We start from the raw sequence: 17,666 nt of genomic DNA, 5'->3' as shown, positions 1-17,666 counted from the left end.
TAATGCGTTTATGAATTTCTACATTCTGTATAATTTATCTTTATCAAATATAGGAACGAAAAACTTCTTTTCTGTGCCATTCCACAAACCCTTCCCCTGGATAATTCCCTTTTACCATCGGCAGCGCAATCTGCTTCCCGGCAAAATCCCAGAACAGTTGCCCAACAATCCCGCCCCCATTCACCGCCTCAGACACCAGCACCCGCATACTCTCATCCAGCCCAATTGACCCCTTATCAAACGCCTTATGATGAATCGCACATAGCGCCAGTCCGTTCGGGATCTCACACGGCCCGCCAAACTGCTTCCACTTAATATGCGCGGCTTCAAGTCCAACGGAAGCGTTATCGTGCCGCATGTTGAACCCGCAGATTGCGCACTCATAGTTATACGCACGCAGTACCTGCTGGCGGAATAGCGGATCGCGAACCTTACGGATTTGCTGGATATCAAAATCCATCTCATCCGCGATCTCTTCCTGAATGCTTTCAGGAAAATGCGCTTCAAGGATCTGCTGCGCCAGCGAGCCGATCAGGTTTTTGTTCTTATTCAGCAGCGCAAAGTGTTCTTCATCAAACCCGCCTGCGACGTTATGTTCCACAAGTTCTTTAACGGGCGGCTGCTTACTGCCAGTGGTCGAACAAAACTCTGTATTCTTCAGATCCCAAAAACCGTCCCCTTTGAGCCGCCAGAAGGGCATATTTGGGTAATGCGCCTTCCTCTGCGGGCCAAAGCGTTCTAGCAGGCTAAGCAACTGTTCGTGAACCTCAGTTCCGTAATCAAACAGTCGCGCATGTCCATGCTGATAGTTCGCCAGCACGTACAAAAGCAATAAAGGCTTATGCGGCGCACGCTGTTCGCCTTTGCGCCAGATGGTGATGTCGGCAATTGCCTGTTCGAGAGTTTTGCTGGAAGCCATCGCGTTACGGAAGAAAGTAAATAATTGCGATGATGCTCGCAAAACCCAAACCAATCAACACGTAATCAACAAAAACATGACATTACTGCACACTCAACTATTTCCTGAATCCCCCTCGCAAATTCTAAATTTACCCCACACCAAACCGCTGTATTTATATTCAGCCCTGTATAATGAGCACCAGAAATTACGCCGAACGGCAAAGGAAGTATCAAAGAATATTTAAAGAGAGAATTCGCGATATGAAGGTGCTGCAACACCCCCATACCGCTAACCACAACCAACTATAAGGGAGTTGAAAATGGCTGCGACGAATTTTAAGCCAGAGTTTACTGTTTGCAAAACAGAATCAGACGCTTTCACCGGCATGATTGAAAACCGCGAGCTGGTACGCAAAAACAGCGCCCGCCGTCTGCACGGCAACCAGCCCAACGCAGCACCAATTCATCCGCGCGCGGAAACGCCGCAGGACAGTGCCGCCTGCTGCGAACTCTATGCGCGCATAGACATGAAATATCTTCTCCTGGGCGGTGACTGGTTAACCCGCGCGGGCTTTATCAACGGCATGCCGGTGAAAATCCGCGCCATGAAAGACTGCATCGTGATTACGCCACAGCATACAAGAGAATTATGGGGATGTCTGGAAGGTATGAGTGTGGTGAATATCAATAAACAGAAAGTCGCGCAGTGGCTGAAGACGTTTCCGGGAGCGCTGAATGATACTGGAGATATCCCGGTAGTTAAGCGCAATATAGGGCAGGAAAAATAATTTCACATTGGAATGCCCTCGATCATGAATCGGGGGCTTTTATATTAGTTGAAGAAGTAATATGTTTTTTTAAACATTGTTGAACTGAATGTTACATCTGTATTTTTATCATCATGTTTATATAAGAACATTTTTCAGAAGTATGTTGTAGATCTCAAATTTATTATTATCCAGCATTTATGATTCTTTCTGGAAAAACTCAATGGAATGAACTATGGATACAACAGAAGAGTTAAATGGAACATATTTCTATTCTGGCAAGTCAAATTTAACTGCGGCCGAACTTATTTTTATGATTTTTTGTGAAAACACTGCAAGTCAATTTGGTATTGGGGGCGCTGATTTTGGTGCTATAGTTGCAATAGTTGCCGGTAGAAATAACCTTGGTACTCGTGGGAAATTTGCGAATGCCACTAAAGGTACATCCTACGCCTCTAAGGGGGCTCGTGCAATTTTCAGGAAAACTAAGTTTCCTTTTGGTATATCTTTACCAACATGGGTAGGTGGATATACTCCATGGACAGCGAACAAAGTTATGGTTCGTAACATTGCACCGTTTGTTGGACGTTCAATTCCATTGCTTGGAGTGGTCATTCTCGGAGCTGATCTTTCAGCGATTACTTATCGAACCATTCGTGACTACAATACGATTGCGAAGGAAAAAGATAAATTATGGTAGACAATATTGAACAGAGAGTGTACGCGCATGTGCGGCCTTATGCAGGTAAGTATCTGTTTAATTATAAGAAAGTATTGTTGACTCCAGAAACAGATCTTGACACTGATCTCAATATAGATGAGCTAGAAGCAGAAGATCTCATGAATGATTTTTTTAAAATCTTCAATGTCGAAAGAGGAAATTTTAACATTGAAACTTATTTTCCAAATATTCCTTTTACTTGGAATATTTTCAAAAAAACCGAGCCTATACCTGTTCCAGATTTCACCATCGGAATGCTTATCGAATCCGCAAAAGCGGGCAAATGGTTATACGACTAAAATGCAAGGAGCAATAGAATGGCCGTACCTGTACATCTTTTTTTAACCAATGACGGCGGCACAATGATTTGCGGTTCCTGTGACGTTGCACATAGGGAAGGCAGTATTGAGTTAAGAGGATTACAACATAACCTCAGCCTGCCAACCGACTCGGCAACGGGAAAGGTCACCGGCACTCGCCAACATTCGCCGTTTCAGTTTACCAAGGAGCTGGACAGCTCTTCGCCCTATCTGTTCAAAGCGGCAGCGACGGGTCAGACGCTTAAAACGGCTGAATTCAGGTTTTACCATATTAACTATTCCGGGCAGGAGGAGGAGTATTACCGAATCACGCTCGAGAACGTTAAGGTCATTTCTGTGAGTCCAGTCATGTACGACACCCGAGGCTGTCCGGGGACGGGGCATATGGAGGAAGTGGCGTTTAATTATGAGAAGATTACCCATTTGTACAAGGACGGTAACTTGTTAGCACACGATGCGTGGAATGAACGCCCAACCTCTGGCACTGCTGCATAACGTTATATAAACTTGCCCGCCAGCGTTTCGTATGCGCGGGCAGGGATTATCATTACTAATCTCTTTTCGTCAATGATGGCCTAAACATCATAAAAACAACCCACGCAAACATCCCAATAATCTTCATCGGCCAGGGTTCTAACACATGCAGACACACAATTGCTCCAATCACTAATAGCGGACCCTCTACCAGTTCAGCTATCCCCTCTAAAATATGTAACTTATGAGGCAGTACCCGATTAAGTAATGTCGCAATAAGCTGTGCACTTCCTAATATGATTGTTATTGCGATTGTACGGTCCTCCCAGTTATCAAAACTAACCAAAGAAATGAGGCATGTCGCCAGTACATAACCACAAAATAATATATTCAGCATGTAAATAATAAACTTGCTCATAACATTTGCTACGACGTTCGAAAAATATAAAGAGTCTATGAATATAGCGCTCTCAAAAGAATCACAAACGACATCGGCTAATAATGCATTTCAGAATTTATTGCGCCTCGCTGAGTTCCGTAATTATCAAGTTAGCGGCTTCATGCTAATCTCCCGCACTCCACCGCTATATCGACTTTAACTAAACACCGGCACCCCCAGCCCAACCTTCACCTCCCTCAACGTCTCTTGCGTCACCCCCTGCGCCCGTTCCGTCCCGCGCTTCAGCATCGCCATCAGCTCGCCCCTGTCACGCATATACATCGCCCTGCGCTCCCGCATCGGCGCAATCAGCTCCTGCAAACACCCCTCCAGCTCGTTCTTGCACGCCCGGTCACCCAGTCCGCCCGCCTGATAATGCGCCTTCATCGCCGCCACTTTCTCCTTGTCCGGATGAAACGCGTCGAGGTAGGTAAACACCACGTTCCCCTCAGTCCGCCCCGGATCGCTCACCTTCAGATGGTTCGGGTCGGTGTACATGGCGCTGACCGCGCGGTGAATCGTCTCTTCGCTGGCCGAAAGGTGCAGCGTGTTGCCCAGCGATTTCGACATCTTGGCGCTGCCGTCGATGCCGGGCAGGCGGCTGGTGTCGCTCAGCATCGCCTTGCAGTGGCGCAGCACCGGAGCGGGCAGCAGGCTGTTCATCTTGTGCACAATCTCGTTGGTCTGCTCAATCATAGGCAGCTGGTCGTCGCCGACGGGCACGCACTCGGCCTTAAACGCGGTGATGTCCGCCGCCTGGCTGATGGGGTAGGCCATAAACCCGACCGGCAGCGAGCGGGCGAAGCCCTTCTGCGCAATCTCGTTTTTCACCGTCGGGTTACGCTCCACGCGGGCGACGGTGACGATGTTCATATACAGCATCGTCAGCTCGGCGAGGGCGGGCAGGGCGGATTGCAGGCAGATGGTGGTCAGGTTCGGGTCGATGCCGGCGGCGAGGTAGTCGGCCAGCACTTCGGGAATGTTGTCGCGAATTTTTTGCGGGTTGCTGCCGTTGTCGGTCAGCCCCTGGAGGTCGGCAATCAGCACAAACTGGTTGTGCGTCTGCTGGAGCGCCACGCGCTGGCGCAGCGAGCCGACGAAGTGGCCGAGGTGCAACGGGCCAGTTGGGCGGTCGCCGGTGAGGATAGTTGGTGCGTTCATAAAGACTCCTTAATGTGCAGTTGCCGAAAGGGGTCTTAGATGTGAGAAAGCCGCCTTTCGGCGGCTATCTGAAAATGGGGAAAACAACTCCGAGCCGCCTTTAAGAAGGCAGCCACCAGCGGTTTACGGTGAGCACGGCGTGGTTTATGTTCATCTCTTTACCGTATCACGTCCGGCGCGAAAAACAAAAGGGCACGTCATGCTGCAATCACTCAACCACCTGACCCTTGCGGTCAGCGACCTGCAAAAAAGCGTCACCTTCTGGCACGAGCTGCTGGGGCTGACCCTGCACGCCCGCTGGAATACCGGGGCCTATCTCACCTGCGGCGATCTGTGGGTCTGCCTGTCGTACGACGAGGCGCGCCAGTATGTGCCGCCGCAGGAGAGCGACTACACCCACTACGCGTTTACCGTCGCGGAGGCGGATTTTGAACCGTTCTCGCACAGGCTTGAGCAGGCGGGCGTCACCGTCTGGAAGCAGAACAAAAGCGAGGGGGCGTCGTTCTATTTTCTCGACCCGGACGGGCACAAGCTGGAGCTGCACGTGGGCAGCCTCGCCGCGCGGCTGGCGGCGTGTCGCGAGAAGCCCTATGCGGGCATGGTGTTTACCTCAGACGAGGCTTGAGGCGCGCACCTTCAGCCTGCCCGCCAGCGTCACGTGCGTGGCGGCATCTTCCTGATTGCACAGGTACTCCACCGCCAGCCGTCCCAGCTCGCTGTAGGGCAGCTGGATACTGGTCAGCGGCGGGGTGAGCTGCTCGGAGATCTTCTGGTCATCGTAGCCCGCCAGCAGCATGTCCTGCGGAATGCGCACGCCGTTCACCGCCAGCGCCTGATAGCAGCCAATCGCCAGCCAGTCGCTGGCGCAGAAGATAGCGTCCGGGCGCTCGGCCAGTTCCAGCAGGGACGTGGTGGCGGTAAAGGACTCGCTGAACTGCCAGTTGGTCTGACGCACCAGGCCGTCGTCACACGCGAGTCCGGCCTGTTCCAGCGCCGCCTGGTAGCCCGCCAGACGCTGGCGGGAGGCCTCCATCCAGCTCTCCCCGGTGATGTGGGCAATGCGCGTCGCACCGCAGGCAATCAGATGTTTAGTCACCTGAAAAGCGTTGGCGTAGTCGTCCGGAATAAACGACGGCAGCAGCGGCGAGCCGGGGTCGCGCTGGTTGAGCAGCACCAGCGGGATGCGGGTGCAGTCCTGGAAGGCCGTCATATCGACGACGTTCGTGACTGGAGACGCAAGAATAATCCCGATACAGTTGCGCTTGTCCAGCTGGCGGATGATGTTCAGCGCCAGCTCGATGTCGTCGCCGTAGTCGTAGACGGTGAGCAGGGTCTCGTTGCGCCACGCCGCTTCCCGCGCCTGGCTGATGGCGTCGATAAACGGGTCGAAGCTCTGCATGGAGCTGACCAGCAGGGCGATCTCTTCCTGGTTGCGCGGGGCGTGAACGGCGGGGAGGCGGTCGTAGCCGAGCTCGGTAGCCACGTTAATCACCCGCTGACGGGTGTCGTCGCTGAGCTTGATGTTGCGGGACTGGTTAAGCACCAGCGATACCGTCGCCTGCGACACCCCTGCCGCCCGCGCAATATCGTTCATCGTCACTTTCGTTTTTCGCTTCATCCGTCCTCTCCCTTTCGCGAATTCGCATCATACCCTAACCGCACGCTTACGCGCCGTCGATCACGTTTCTTATTCGCGCCGGCGTGAACTTTGTGAAGGCCGTCGCTTTTCGGCGTGCCGTGGTTTGCGCATTTATCCTGCAACTAATATTTATTAGCTAAATATTATCAGTAAGAGGATGCATAATGAAAGAGCAGTGGAGCAGGGAGCAGGCACAGGCGTGGTATCAGCAAAAAGGCTGGCTGTGCGGGTTTAACTATTTGCCGTCGACGGCGGTGAACTGGACCGATATCTGGCAGGAAGAGACCTTCGATGCCGAGACCATCGACCGCGAACTGGGCTGGGCGGCGGACGCGGGCTACAACACCCTGCGCATCAACCTGCCGTTTATCGTCTGGGAGCATGACCGCGACGGGCTGATGGCGCGTATTGACCGTTTTTTGACGATTGCCGACGGTCACGGGTTCAGCACCATGCTGACCCTGATGGACGACTGCGGCTTCTCCGGCGATGAGCCGTACCTCGGCCCGCAAAAGCCGCCCGTACCGGGCAAGCACAACAGCCAGGCGGCGGCGAGTCCGGGGCGGGATAAGGTGTGCGATCCCGACTGCTGGCCGCAGATTGAGCGCTATATTCGCGACGTTGTCTGCCAGTTCCGCGCGGACAAGCGCGTGCTGCTGTGGGATCTCTACAACGAGCCGGGTAACCGCGGCATTTTCGCGACGGGCACTCAGGAGGTGCAGTACGACGCGAAGCTGGAGACCTGCGCCCATGAACTGATGAAGCTGGCGTTCCGGTGGGTGCGTGAAGAAGACCCGACCCAGCCGCTCACCGTCTGCGCCTGGCGTCTGCCGCCGGAAGAGGAGGGCGAGACGTTCTTCCGGCATCCGCTGGACCAGACCGCGCTGGCGCTCTCGGACGTAGTGAGCTTTCACGCCTACACCCACACCGGGCGCATGACGGCGATTATCCAGCAGCTGCAAACGCTCGGTCGTCCACTGTTCTGCACCGAATGGCTGGCGCGCCACGTGGGCAGCACCATCGAAGAGCAGCTCCCGCTGATGTACGCGGCGAAGGTCGCGCCGTACCAGTGGGGGCTGGTGCGCGGTAAAACCCAGACGTGGCTGCCGTGGCCGGTGGTGATGAAGGAGTCCACGGACTACTGCCGCCTCTGGTTCCACGACGTGTTCGAGGAGAACGGCATTCCGTTCTCGCGCCGTGAAATCGCCCTGATGCAGCAGCTGCGTAAGATCGCCCCGAAGGCGCAGGACTAATAATATCGACCCGGCGGCCCACCGCCGGGCAACCAGGCAGGCATATAACAATGGCTACGATAAAGGCTACTTTATCGCGGCGCTGGTGATGATGCTGGTGTACCTGCCGCTGATGCTCAACGGCTTTATACCCGTCATACTTCAAGTTGCCTGTGCGTTGGCTTCCTCGCTCACCCCAGTCACGTACTTATGTACGCTCCCGGGGATTCGCTGCGTCGCCGCCTTCATGCAACTTGAATTATTTTGGGTATATGCAGATCAAAGAGCGCGTGCCGCCGAGCCCGGAAAAGGTGACCATCCGCGACACCTTCCACAACCTGCGCCAGAACAAGCCGCTGTTTATCGTCCTGCTGTCGTTCTTTTTCTGCGTGTTCCATAACGTGGCGGGCGGTCTTTATATCTACTTCTTTATCAACAATATGGGCGACGGCAGCCTGCAAATGGCGATTGGCGTGATGGGCATTGTGGCGGCGGTGCTGTGCCTGGTCGCCCCGATGCTGACGCGGCGGATGCAGAAGCGGAAGCTGTTTATGATCCTCTGCGGGCTGGACGTGGCGGTGCGCGTGGTGATGTGGTTCACGGGTTATCAGCACACGGCGCTGCTGTTTATCCTGCTCGGCCTGAGCACGCTGTTTGTGATGATGACCAACATCCTCACCTCGTCGATGATTGCCGATACCATCGAGTACGCGGAATACCACACCCACAAGCGCTGCGCGGCGATCACCTTCTCCGGGCAGACCTTTACCGGCAAGATGTCGGTGGCGGTGGGCGGCGGATTAATCGGCGTGTTTCTGACGTTGATTGGCTACGTGCCGCAGGCGCAGATCCAGAGTGAAGGCGTGCTGGCGGGGCTGTTCTTTGGGATTTGCCTGCTGCCGGCGATTGGGTCGCTGATCCGCATGGGCTTTATGTCGCGCTTCAACTTTACCGAGGAGAAGCATGCAGAGATTTGTCGGCTGCTGGCGGAGCGTCGGCATCATGTAGAAAATAGCCGCGCAGAGGATGAGCGGCTGGAGCGTCCGGCTCCGGCGAACTAAGAGAAATGGGCGCCTGTCATGCAGGCGTCCATTTCAGAACTTAATTCACGTCAGTTATCCCACAGCAATCACGCGCTAATTTCAATAACTGCTGAGCCATTGTGACGGCATCTGCTGCTAAATCTACGGTGGCAAAGTGGATTTTATGCCCCTGTACCTCAACGAATTCGAAGAGCATGACATCGACGGCTGGATGAAGTAATAATCCAGCTGAACGGAGAGATAATGGGTCTGTCCGGTTCTCCTGCGTCCGCAGATAGGTATACATCTGGTAGATATAACCGCTGCGCAAGCTCTGATCGCGATACCAGCCTTTAGTCAGAATGTTATTGAATTTGGTGTCGATGATGATGCGCTGTGCAGGTTGCTTGTGCTCAAGAATAATGTCCGAGTTCATGGTTGGGAAAATACTCTCGCTCCCTACACTGTGAGACGTTAATCCCCATTTCAACTCTTTTCCGGCAGCGACTGTCCAGTCTTTTTTGGGAAGATGGAAGTGATAGAAACCTGCCATACTTTTCTCGAACAGCTTGCGCATCCAGTAAGGGTCATCAGACGGCGTTGGCAACAGTTTTTGCCCCGCAGTTTGGGTTGGTAGCCATAATTCAAATGCCAGCTTCGCGGCATCTACCATAGCTTTATCCGCCGCATCGTGGCGGCCAAAACGTGTGATTGACGGCAGTTCACCTTTGCTGGGCATAACTCCCTCGATACCACGACGACGCAAATTGGTTGCCATTGCTCGACATTGTGCAGCCAGCGGGTCGTTGCTGAGCAGCGGAACAAGGTGCTCTAACGCAGAGCGAACATAGCGATTTCGTGGTGTGTCCAGCGTCATTTCCTGAAACTGGCAGGCTACCTGTGCCCGCTCAAGCAATTGTCGACTGGTTGTGCGCAGAACATCAATGCGTCCCCTTACCCTGTTAAGCGTGGCGCGGCGAGTTTGGTACCCCATACTTAAATGCCTTAACAGCCGCTGCTCCACTTCGTGAAGCAGGATCCTGGCCACCAGCGCCGGGATCTCCTCCGGGTTGTTTTCAGCGGCAACCATGCTGCGCCCGTGGTGGCGAAACAGACTGGAGGCGTACAGCATCAATAGCCAGATATTCCGCAAAGGAATACGCGATACAGCTGCCCGAGCCTGCGTATCGTCACGTTCAGCAAGATCGGTCATACGCTGAGAAGTTCCTTTCTGGAATCCTGGACTTTCTCCGGCGCATCAAACCAGTATTCGGCAAGTAAAGGGCAGATTTCGGTTTCGACAACCTGCTCGTACCAGGCCAACCCGTCGTCAATTTTCAACCCCGCAGGTGGGGTAACATAGCTATGCCCGATACAAAATTGAGGGCCCAGGGCCGCATCCCTGGACAATTTTTCATTTAACGCGGTTAATTTGGATTTGATAAGGGCTAATGTTTCCAGGCTCACATTAAACCGTTGGTTAACCCATTTTTTCCACGCGTCGTTAAACTCGGGCTTTAGATCAATAAACGCAAAGCGGCGCCGTAATGCCAGGTCTAGCAGGGCAAGCGAGCGGTCAGCGATATTCATCGTCCCGATGATATACAGGTTTTCAGGAATATAGGTTTTTTCATCCATATCAGATCGATATGAGAGCTCAAGCGCCTCATTCGGCGTACGTTTATCCGCCTCCATCAGCGTCAGCGTTTCGCCAAAAATTTGCGCAGGATTGCCCCGGTTAATCTCCTCAATAATGACCACGTACTTAGTTGTCGGATCGTTTACTGCTTTGTCGATTGCGTGTAGAAAAGGCCCGTCTACCAGTGCTAAACGTCCTTCATTGTTAGGACGCCAGCCGCGAATAAAGTCTTCGTAGGAGAGGGTAGGGTGGAACTGAACCGCGCTGATGCGCTTAGAGGTTTCCTCGCCCATCAGACAATACGCCAGACGGCGTGCAAGCCAGGTTTTACCGGTTCCCGGCGGGCCCTGAAGGATCAGGTTTTTTTTGGCCTGTAACCGCTGAAGGATGAATTGGATTTTTTCCTCTTCTAAAAAGCAGCCCTCATCGATCAAATTGCTTATCGTGTAAGGCTTGTGGGGGATTTCCGCGGGCACGTTCTCTTCAACCGTTTCCTCGGTGATGCTCTGCAATTCACCTTTATCGAAGTTGAGGTATTCATAATTGCCGGGGGTCTGAAACTCCAGTTCATCATCATCACGTAGTTTTTGCAGATAATATGAAATGGACGATTCAATAGTATTGTTATTGGGATAATCCGCCTTAATCTCATCCAGATAGGCCTCTTTTAACTCCCTTAAAGAGAAAAATGGGCTGTCTTTTCGTAGGCACAGCGCCTTGATCTTATTGAGCAAATATGCTTTCCATGTCAGCCGCTCGACTTCATCATTTGACTGTTGCAAATCGATATTCCATGCCGCCAGAGAGAGTTCGGGGAAGGTGTGAACCGGATAGTTAGGCTGGGTAAAAGCCTTTTTGAGCGCCAGGGCTACGGTCTGATAGTTGTGTCCGCTACAGCGCCCTTTGGCACCTTTTTTAATGATTTTAATGTTCAGGACTTTCTGGATGTAGTACTGAGACTGGCTATCCAGCGTGGGGTAGAACCAGGGGCGTAGCCAGTACAATCCCATCGTCAGGTTCCAGCCCACATTGCGCACGTTAGATGCGGCGTCATAAGAAAAGAGGAAGTCAGCGGGATCGGCGTTTGGGGTGTCGGCGAAGGAGATTGCCTGAGAAAACATTTCCCACAGCGTATCGATGTCTTCAGGCTTACGTGATTTCTCATAGCCAAAGAACCATGATTTTTGATTGTTCAGTAGCGGAATACCTTCGAACGATTCAGGAACCTTTTCGCGAACGCCTATCAGTTTTGCCAGGCTGGCTGCGATATTTCTTCGGTTGGTAACGGTAAGCGAGCGATTAAACAAGCCCATAGTGGTGAAAGGACAAATGTCTTTCAAAGGATGGGGTACGCCATTAGCGGGCTTGTCCTGTAGGTGTGACATACTACCAATGTCAGCAGCAATGCGGTGAATACCCGCCACCAACTCTTCTCTTCGATTTCGCCAGGTCAGTAGCTGAGAGGCAAAAGCCTGATAAAAGTCTGCCCATTCGAATCTGACGTCTTGCTCAACTGCGTCCATATGCTCTCCAGTAAAATTACAGGCTTCAGTAACCTGGCGAATGAATTTTACGGGATTGTAAGCCTGAGTGAATAACTACCTAAAACAGTGATCTATAAGGGCATGCCGGATCGACATGCCCCTGGACGACTTTACAGCGACTTCACAAACGCCAGCAGGTCTTCGTTGAGCTGGTCCTGGTGGGTCAGCGCGAAGCCGTGCGGCGCGTTGTCGTACACCTTCAGCGTGGCGTTTTTAATCATCTCCGCCGCCAGCTTGCCGGTGGTTTCAAACGGCACGATCTGGTCGTTGCTGCCGTGAATAACCAGCGTCGGTACGTCGATTTTCGCCATATCCGGGCGGAAGTCGGTTTCGGCGAAGGCGGTTACGCAGTCGATGGTGCCCTTCAGGGACGCCAGCAGGGCGATGTTCAGCGTCTGCGTCAGGGCACCGGCAGAAACGGTCTGCCCGGCGTTGGTGCCGTAGAACGGAGTGGCGAAATCGCTGATGAACTGGGCGCGATCTTTACGCAGTCCGTCGCGAATGCCGTCGAACACGCTCTGATCCACCCCTTCAGGGTAGCTATCGGATTTGCCGAAAATGGGCGTTACCGCGCCCAGTAGCGCAAGACCGGCCACACGTTCAGTGCCGTAGTTATTGATGTAGCGCGTCACGTCGCCGCCGCCCATGGAGAAGCCCACCAGCATCACGTCGCGCAGATCCAGCGTGGCGATCAGGTCGTTAATGTCGGACGCAAAGGTATCGTAGTCATAGCCGTTCCACGGCTGATCCGAACGCCCAAACCCGCGACGGTCAAAGGCGATGGCACGGAAGCCGCGCTCGGCCAGGAAGTTCAGCTGGCTGTCCCACATATCTCCATCCAGCGGCCAGCCGTGGCTGAAGAGAACCGGTTTTCCCGCGCCGCCTTCTTTGTAGTAAATCTGCGTGCCGTCTTTTGCCTTAAACGTTGCCATAGTGTGTTCCTGTACAGGTGATGGTTATACCGGCGCGACCAGATAGCGAATGGCCGGTGATGTTGTGCCCTGATGAAAAGCCAGAACGCGGCTCTGCAACAGGAGGTCATTCATGGTGTGGCGTTCCTGCTGGCGCAGATGCTCGATCCAGGAACCCATCAGGAAGGTCTCGATGAACAGACCCGGACGTTCAATATCCTCGTATACCGCCCAGCTCATCGCCCCGGCGCGGCGGCGCACCCGGCGTAGCTCGTGCACGGCCTGCAAAAACGCGTTCGCGTTCTGCGGGTCGATGATGTACTCATGCGAGACCAGCACCGGGCCACGCTCGTTCGGGAGTTCAATCTCCACCCCGTCCAGCGGCTGCCCGCTCAGGTCGAGGTTTAAATCCGGATCTTTCTCCAGTTTCCAGCGGAACACCGTCGTGCTCGCCAGCACCATGCCCAGCGTGGCGACAACCAGCGAAGCCGGGGTGCCGAACTGCGAGGCTATCTGGCCCCAGAGGGCGCTGCCTGCGGTCATCGAACCGAAAAAGACCGTCAGATACACCGCCAGCGCCCGGGCTTTAACCCAGCGTGCGGCGCTGCGCTGCGCGCCAAGGTTGAGGGTAGAAAGCACCGCAATCCACGCGAAGCCGGTAAAGAACTCAAACAAGTTTAGCAGCCAAAAGTGACGCACAAATGCCAGCGCCAGCATGGTGATCGCAAACGTCAGGCTGGCAGCCACCATAAGCCGATCGGCGTTAAGCCGCTGGCGCAGGCGCGGCAGCAGGATGGCCCCGGCAATGGCGCCCAGGCCGATACATGCCAGCATCACGCCGTAGCCCGCCGGGCCTAAGCCGAGCTCGCGGCGCGCCACCAGCGGCAGTAACGCCCAGCCCGCGCTGCCGAAAACAAAAAAGGCCACGGTGCGCACCAGCACGTTGCGCAGCACCGGCGCGGCGTGCACGTAGCGAATCCCGGAGCGCACCGCGGAGAAGAAGTGCTCCGGTGGCAAACGCTGCACTGACGGCGCCGGACGCCAGCGCCACAGCACCCACGCCACGCCCACCACGGAGAGCGCGTTCAGGGCAAACACCATCCACGGTCCGGCTAGCGACAGCAGAAAACCACCCAGCGCGGGGCCAATCGCCCGGCTGATGTTTACCCCGAGCGAGTTTAGCGCCACGGCGGAACCCAGCTCGGGCTTGCTCACCAGATCGGGCACTATCGCCTGGAACGGCGGCGAGCTCATCGCCGCGCCGACGCTCAGCAGAAATGTCGCCGCCAGGAGCACGGTGGGGGTAACGTGTCCGGTAAAAGAGAGCAGCGTCAGCCCGGCGGCGGCAATGAATACCCACAGCTGGGAGAAGAGCAGGTATTTACGTCGGTCAACGATGTCCGCCATCACCCCGGACGGCAGGGCGAAAAGGAACATCGGCAGGCTGCTGGCCGCCTGTACCAGCGCGATGTCCAAAGGATCGGCGCTGAGCGTCAGCATGCTCCAGTTGATGCCGACGTCGCTCATCCATGAGCCGACGTTGGAGACCACCGTGGCGATCCACAGCATGCGGAAAACCGGCTGGCTCAGCGGCTGCCAGGGCGAAACCGTGGGTGCGGGCGTCGTCTCGACGTGTGCGTCGCGAACGTCGTTAACCTGGGTCATGCGAACCTCTCCGCTGCCTTACGCTGCAATCGCCACTGGCCCGGTCCGGTGAGGGCAAGGGTGGTGAAGATAATCAGCAATAGCCAGCCAAACTGCCCTTCGGCAATCGACCAGGTCGGGTGGACCGCCAGCATCGCCACCAGCAGCACGGCGATAATCGGCAGGCACGCCAGACGGGTGTAAACCCCCGCAATGATAAACACCGGGCAAATCACCTCGGCGACGATGGCCGGGATCAGACTGGCATACGGCCCGAAGCCGAACGGATCTTCGATGCGCGTCAGCTCTTCGCTAAAGTGCAGCACCTTCGGCAGGCCGTGCACGTAAAGCAACAGCAGGCTGCCGGTCAGGCGCAGAAAGAACAGCCCCGGATCGATCCGGGGCGAAGCGTCATTTTGTTTCATCAGAATGCAAAGCAGCTGCAACCCAGCGCCCCCCAGAAAGCGTTATCGTCGGAGACCGGCATCGCTGACGTGCGGGCAAAATCATGCTGGTGGCGGTGAACCCCGCACGGGCCGCTACAGTGGTGAGCCACACTCATACCCACGCGTGCGGCCTGCGGCGGCGCGCTGCGGTAGTGGCCCGGCACCTTGACCACCGGGGACCACTCGGGCAGGACCGGAATGGCCGGTGGGGCGAGCGGGCCAAAGGCGCCTGCCGCGTAGACGATATCGCCGTTCACTACGGTGAGGACGGACTCGATGCCCTTGATCTCCTCTTCCGGCACGCGGAAGTAGTCTTTGCTGAGCACCGCCAGATCCGCGAGCTGGCCGACTTTAATCTGCCCCTTTTGATCCTGCTCGCTGGAGAACCACGCGCTGCCCTGGGTCCAGAGCATCAGGGCGGTATCGCGATCCAGACGGGCGCTGTGATCGTACATCTGCATCCCGCCGACGGTGCGGCCGGAGACCAGCCAGTAGAGCGCGGTCCACGGGTTATAGCTCGCCACGCGGGTGGCGTCGGTGCCTAAGCCCACCGGCACGCCGGTCTCGAGCATTTTCGCCACCGGCGGCGTGTGGCGGGTGGCTTCGATGCCGTAGCGTTCGGCAAAGTACTCGCCCTGGAAGGCCATACGGTGCTGGACGGCAATGCCGCCGCCGAGCGCTTTGATGCGGTCGATGTTGGCCTGGGTGACGGTTTCCGCGTGGTCGAAGAACCAGTGCAGGCCGTTGAACGGAATGTCGCGGTTCACCTTCTCGAACACGTCCAGCATGCGGCTGATGGACTCGTTGTAGGTGGCGTGCAGGCGGAACGGCCAACGGTGCTCCACCAGATGGCGCACCACGCGCTCAAGTTCGTCCTCCATGCCCGGCGCGAGGTCCGGGCGCGGCTCGAGGAAGTCTTCAAAATCGGCGGCGGAGAAGACCAGCATCTCGCCCGCGCCGTTATGGCGGAAGAAGTCGCTGCCCTGGCCCGGCGTGAGCATGTCGGTCCATTTCTCAAAGTCCTCCAGCTCGTGGCCCGGACGCTGGGTAAACAGGTTGTAGGCGATGCGGATGGTCATCTGCTTCTTCTCGTGCAGCTCGGCAATCACCTCGTAATCTTCCGGGTAGTTCTGGAAGCCGCCGCCCGCGTCGATGGCGCTGGTCAGCCCCAGACGGTTCAGCTCGCGCATAAACTGCCGCGTGGAGTTAACCTGCTGCTCCAGCGGCAGCTTCGGCCCTTTCGCCAGCGTGGCGTACAAAATCATGGCGTTCGGACGAGCAATCAGCATCCCGGTCGGGTTGCCGTTGGCGTCACGCTGGATCTCGCCGCCCGGCGGGTTCGGCGTGTCTTTGGTGTAGCCGACCACCTTCAGCGCGGCGCGGTTGAGCAGGGCGCGGTCGTAGAGGTGCAGGATGAAAACCGGGGTGTCCGGCGCGGCGGCGTTGATCTCGTCCAGCGTCGGCATGCGGCGTTCGGCAAACTGGAACTCGGTCCAGCCGCCCACCACCCGTACCCACTGCGGCGACGGCGTGCGCAGGGCCTGCTCTTTCAGCATCCGCAGGGCATCGGCGAGCGACGGCACGCCTTCCCAGCGCAGCTCGAGGTTGTAGTTCAGCCCGCCGCGAATGAGGTGCAGGTGCGAGTCGTTCAGCCCGGGGATGGCGGTGTGGCCTTTCAAATCGACCACTTTCGTACCGTCGCAGTGGTGTTGCATCACCTCGGCAGCGGTACCCACTTCCAGAAATTTTCCATCGCGCACGGCAACGGCTTCCGCGATGGGATTTTCGCGATCGACGGTATGAAACTGGCCGTTAACCAGAATGAGATCGGCTTTACCGAGGGTAACCATAACTGCTCCAGACTGAGAGGGGGAATGGTCAGGATTATGGGAACCGGTTTCGGCAAAGATCCAGTTATACAATAGGATAGGTATACCAAAGTATAACTATACCTAAGGTTAACTATACGAAGAGATAATTACGCCCAGGGGCGATAAACCGCAGGATGAGGGTGACTTTATCGCCGCGGCACTCGCGACGATTTCTCCCCTTAACCACTGGAAAATGCTATGACCTCTTCAAAGCTCGAAGTGTTAACCCCTGCGAACTGTCAGATTATCTTTATCGATCACCAGCCTCAGATGGCGTTTGGCGTGCAGTCGATTGACCGCCAGGTGCTGAAAAACAACACCGTGGCGCTGGCGAAAGCGGCAAAGGTGTTCAACATCCCAACCATCATCACCACCGTCGAGACCGAAAGCTTCTCCGGTAATACCTATCCGGAGCTGCTGGACGTGTTCCCGGGCCAGGACATTCTGGAGCGTACCTCCATGAACTCCTGGGACGACCAGAAGGTGCGTGACGCGCTGAAGGCCAACGGCAAGAAGAAGGTGGTGGTTGCCGGTCTGTGGACCGAAGTGTGCAACAACAGCTTTGCCCTGTGCGCGATGCTGGAAGGCGATTACGAAATTTACATGGTGGCGGACGCGTCCGGCGGTACCTCCAAAGAAGCCCACGATTTCGCGATGCAGCGCATGATCCAGGCGGGCGTGATCCCGGTGACCTGGCAGCAGGTGATGCTGGAGTGGCAGCGCGACTGGGCGCGTAAAGAGACCTACACCGCAGTGATGGACATCGTGCGCGAGCACTCCGGCGCCTACGGCATGGGCGTGGATTACGCCTACACGATGGTACACAAAGCACCGTCTCGCCAGAAGAGCGAGCACCGTACCTTAGCGCCGGTTCCGGCCCGCTAAATCCCGGCGGCGGGCTGGTCCCTCATCCGGCTCGCCGCTGATTCTTTCTCT

General features: G+C 55.7%; 16 protein-coding genes and 1 pseudogene. 8 read left to right on the top strand and 9 right to left on the bottom strand.

Annotated elements, in window-relative coordinates:
• Window positions 1-43: 43 nt before the first annotated feature.
• Entirely contained in the window at window positions 44-919 is an 876-nt protein-coding gene (locus tag G6Q29_RS08700) for a phosphorothioated DNA-binding restriction endonuclease (protein WP_165465284.1), read from the bottom strand.
• A 301-nt stretch (window positions 920-1,220) separates the two neighbouring features.
• Between G6Q29_RS08700 and G6Q29_RS08695 the strand changes: the two genes are divergently transcribed.
• The 4 genes from G6Q29_RS08695 to G6Q29_RS08680 all read left to right on the top strand — a co-directional run bounded on the left by G6Q29_RS08695 (window position 1,221) and on the right by G6Q29_RS08680 (window position 3,203).
• Complete coding sequence (locus G6Q29_RS08695; RefSeq protein WP_165465283.1) at window positions 1,221-1,688, top strand: SymE family type I addiction module toxin; 468 nt, start codon at window positions 1,221-1,223, stop codon at window positions 1,686-1,688.
• A gap of 214 nt (window positions 1,689-1,902) precedes the next feature.
• Window positions 1,903-2,367: an STM2901 family protein gene (locus G6Q29_RS08690; RefSeq protein ID WP_165465282.1), complete on the top strand. Its 465-nt coding sequence runs from the start codon at window positions 1,903-1,905 to the stop codon at window positions 2,365-2,367.
• Window positions 2,361-2,687, top strand: coding sequence for a DUF1493 family protein (locus G6Q29_RS08685; RefSeq protein ID WP_137849679.1), 327 nt, complete (start codon window positions 2,361-2,363; stop codon window positions 2,685-2,687). The genes G6Q29_RS08690 and G6Q29_RS08685 overlap by 7 nt, the downstream gene beginning before the upstream one ends.
• A gap of 18 nt (window positions 2,688-2,705) precedes the next feature.
• Complete coding sequence (locus G6Q29_RS08680) at window positions 2,706-3,203, top strand: Hcp family type VI secretion system effector (RefSeq protein WP_165465281.1); 498 nt, start codon at window positions 2,706-2,708, stop codon at window positions 3,201-3,203.
• Window positions 3,204-3,777: 574 nt separating this feature from the next.
• Here G6Q29_RS08680 and trpS read toward each other — a convergent pair.
• Window positions 3,778-4,782 (bottom strand): tryptophan--tRNA ligase, encoded by a 1,005-nt coding sequence (gene trpS, locus G6Q29_RS08675; protein ID WP_165465280.1) that lies wholly within the window; start codon window positions 4,780-4,782, stop codon window positions 3,778-3,780.
• A 199-nt stretch (window positions 4,783-4,981) separates the two neighbouring features.
• Here trpS and fosA point away from each other — a divergent pair, with 199 nt between their 5' ends.
• Window positions 4,982-5,407: a FosA/FosA2 family fosfomycin resistance glutathione transferase gene (gene fosA, locus G6Q29_RS08670; RefSeq protein ID WP_047173263.1), complete on the top strand. Its 426-nt coding sequence runs from the start codon at window positions 4,982-4,984 to the stop codon at window positions 5,405-5,407.
• Here fosA and G6Q29_RS08665 read toward each other — a convergent pair.
• Window positions 5,393-6,400, bottom strand: a complete 1,008-nt coding sequence (locus tag G6Q29_RS08665; RefSeq protein ID WP_165465279.1) for a LacI family DNA-binding transcriptional regulator — start codon at window positions 6,398-6,400, stop codon at window positions 5,393-5,395. The genes fosA and G6Q29_RS08665 overlap by 15 nt on opposite strands.
• Before the next feature lie 185 nt (window positions 6,401-6,585).
• Between G6Q29_RS08665 and G6Q29_RS08660 the strand changes: the two genes are divergently transcribed.
• Both G6Q29_RS08660 and G6Q29_RS08655 read left to right on the top strand, forming a co-directional pair.
• A complete protein-coding gene (locus G6Q29_RS08660; protein WP_165465278.1) occupies window positions 6,586-7,674 on the top strand; it encodes a cellulase family glycosylhydrolase in 1,089 nt (362 codons plus the stop codon).
• Window positions 7,675-7,925: 251 nt separating this feature from the next.
• Window positions 7,926-8,714, top strand: a pseudogene (locus G6Q29_RS08655) (MFS transporter); the annotation flags it as partial.
• Window positions 8,715-8,754: 40 nt separating this feature from the next.
• On the opposite strand, the gene mcrC reads toward G6Q29_RS08655, so the two are convergent.
• The 6 genes from mcrC to G6Q29_RS08625 all read right to left on the bottom strand — a co-directional run bounded on the left by mcrC (window position 8,755) and on the right by G6Q29_RS08625 (window position 16,709).
• The gene (gene mcrC, locus G6Q29_RS08650; RefSeq protein ID WP_165465277.1) at window positions 8,755-9,888 is read right to left on the bottom strand and encodes a 5-methylcytosine-specific restriction endonuclease system specificity protein McrC; all 1,134 of its coding nucleotides are present in this window, start codon (window positions 9,886-9,888) and stop codon (window positions 8,755-8,757) included.
• Window positions 9,885-11,837: an AAA family ATPase gene (locus tag G6Q29_RS08645; protein WP_165465276.1), complete on the bottom strand. Its 1,953-nt coding sequence runs from the start codon at window positions 11,835-11,837 to the stop codon at window positions 9,885-9,887. Before G6Q29_RS08645 ends, mcrC begins: the two co-directional genes overlap by 4 nt.
• A gap of 131 nt (window positions 11,838-11,968) precedes the next feature.
• Entirely contained in the window at window positions 11,969-12,790 is an 822-nt protein-coding gene (locus G6Q29_RS08640) for an alpha/beta fold hydrolase (protein WP_165465275.1), read from the bottom strand.
• Between the two features lie 24 nt (window positions 12,791-12,814).
• Entirely contained in the window at window positions 12,815-14,434 is a 1,620-nt protein-coding gene (locus G6Q29_RS08635; RefSeq protein WP_165465274.1) for an MFS transporter, read from the bottom strand.
• Complete coding sequence (locus tag G6Q29_RS08630) at window positions 14,431-14,838, bottom strand: DoxX family protein (protein WP_165465273.1); 408 nt, start codon at window positions 14,836-14,838, stop codon at window positions 14,431-14,433. The genes G6Q29_RS08635 and G6Q29_RS08630 overlap by 4 nt, the downstream gene beginning before the upstream one ends.
• On the bottom strand, window positions 14,838-16,709 hold the full coding sequence (locus tag G6Q29_RS08625; protein ID WP_165465272.1) for an amidohydrolase: 1,872 nt from the start codon (window positions 16,707-16,709) through the stop codon (window positions 14,838-14,840). The genes G6Q29_RS08630 and G6Q29_RS08625 overlap by 1 nt, the downstream gene beginning before the upstream one ends.
• Window positions 16,710-16,928: 219 nt before the next feature.
• Between G6Q29_RS08625 and G6Q29_RS08620 the strand changes: the two genes are divergently transcribed.
• A complete protein-coding gene (locus tag G6Q29_RS08620) occupies window positions 16,929-17,615 on the top strand; it encodes a hydrolase (RefSeq protein ID WP_023331928.1) in 687 nt (228 codons plus the stop codon).
• The last annotated feature ends 51 nt before the right edge of the window (window positions 17,616-17,666 follow it).

This window comes from Enterobacter cloacae (genome assembly GCF_011078175.1).
Lineage (GTDB): Bacteria > Pseudomonadota > Gammaproteobacteria > Enterobacterales > Enterobacteriaceae > Enterobacter > Enterobacter cloacae_Q.
Note: the sequence above shows the minus strand (reverse complement) of the source record. Positions and strands in the feature narration are given on the sequence as shown.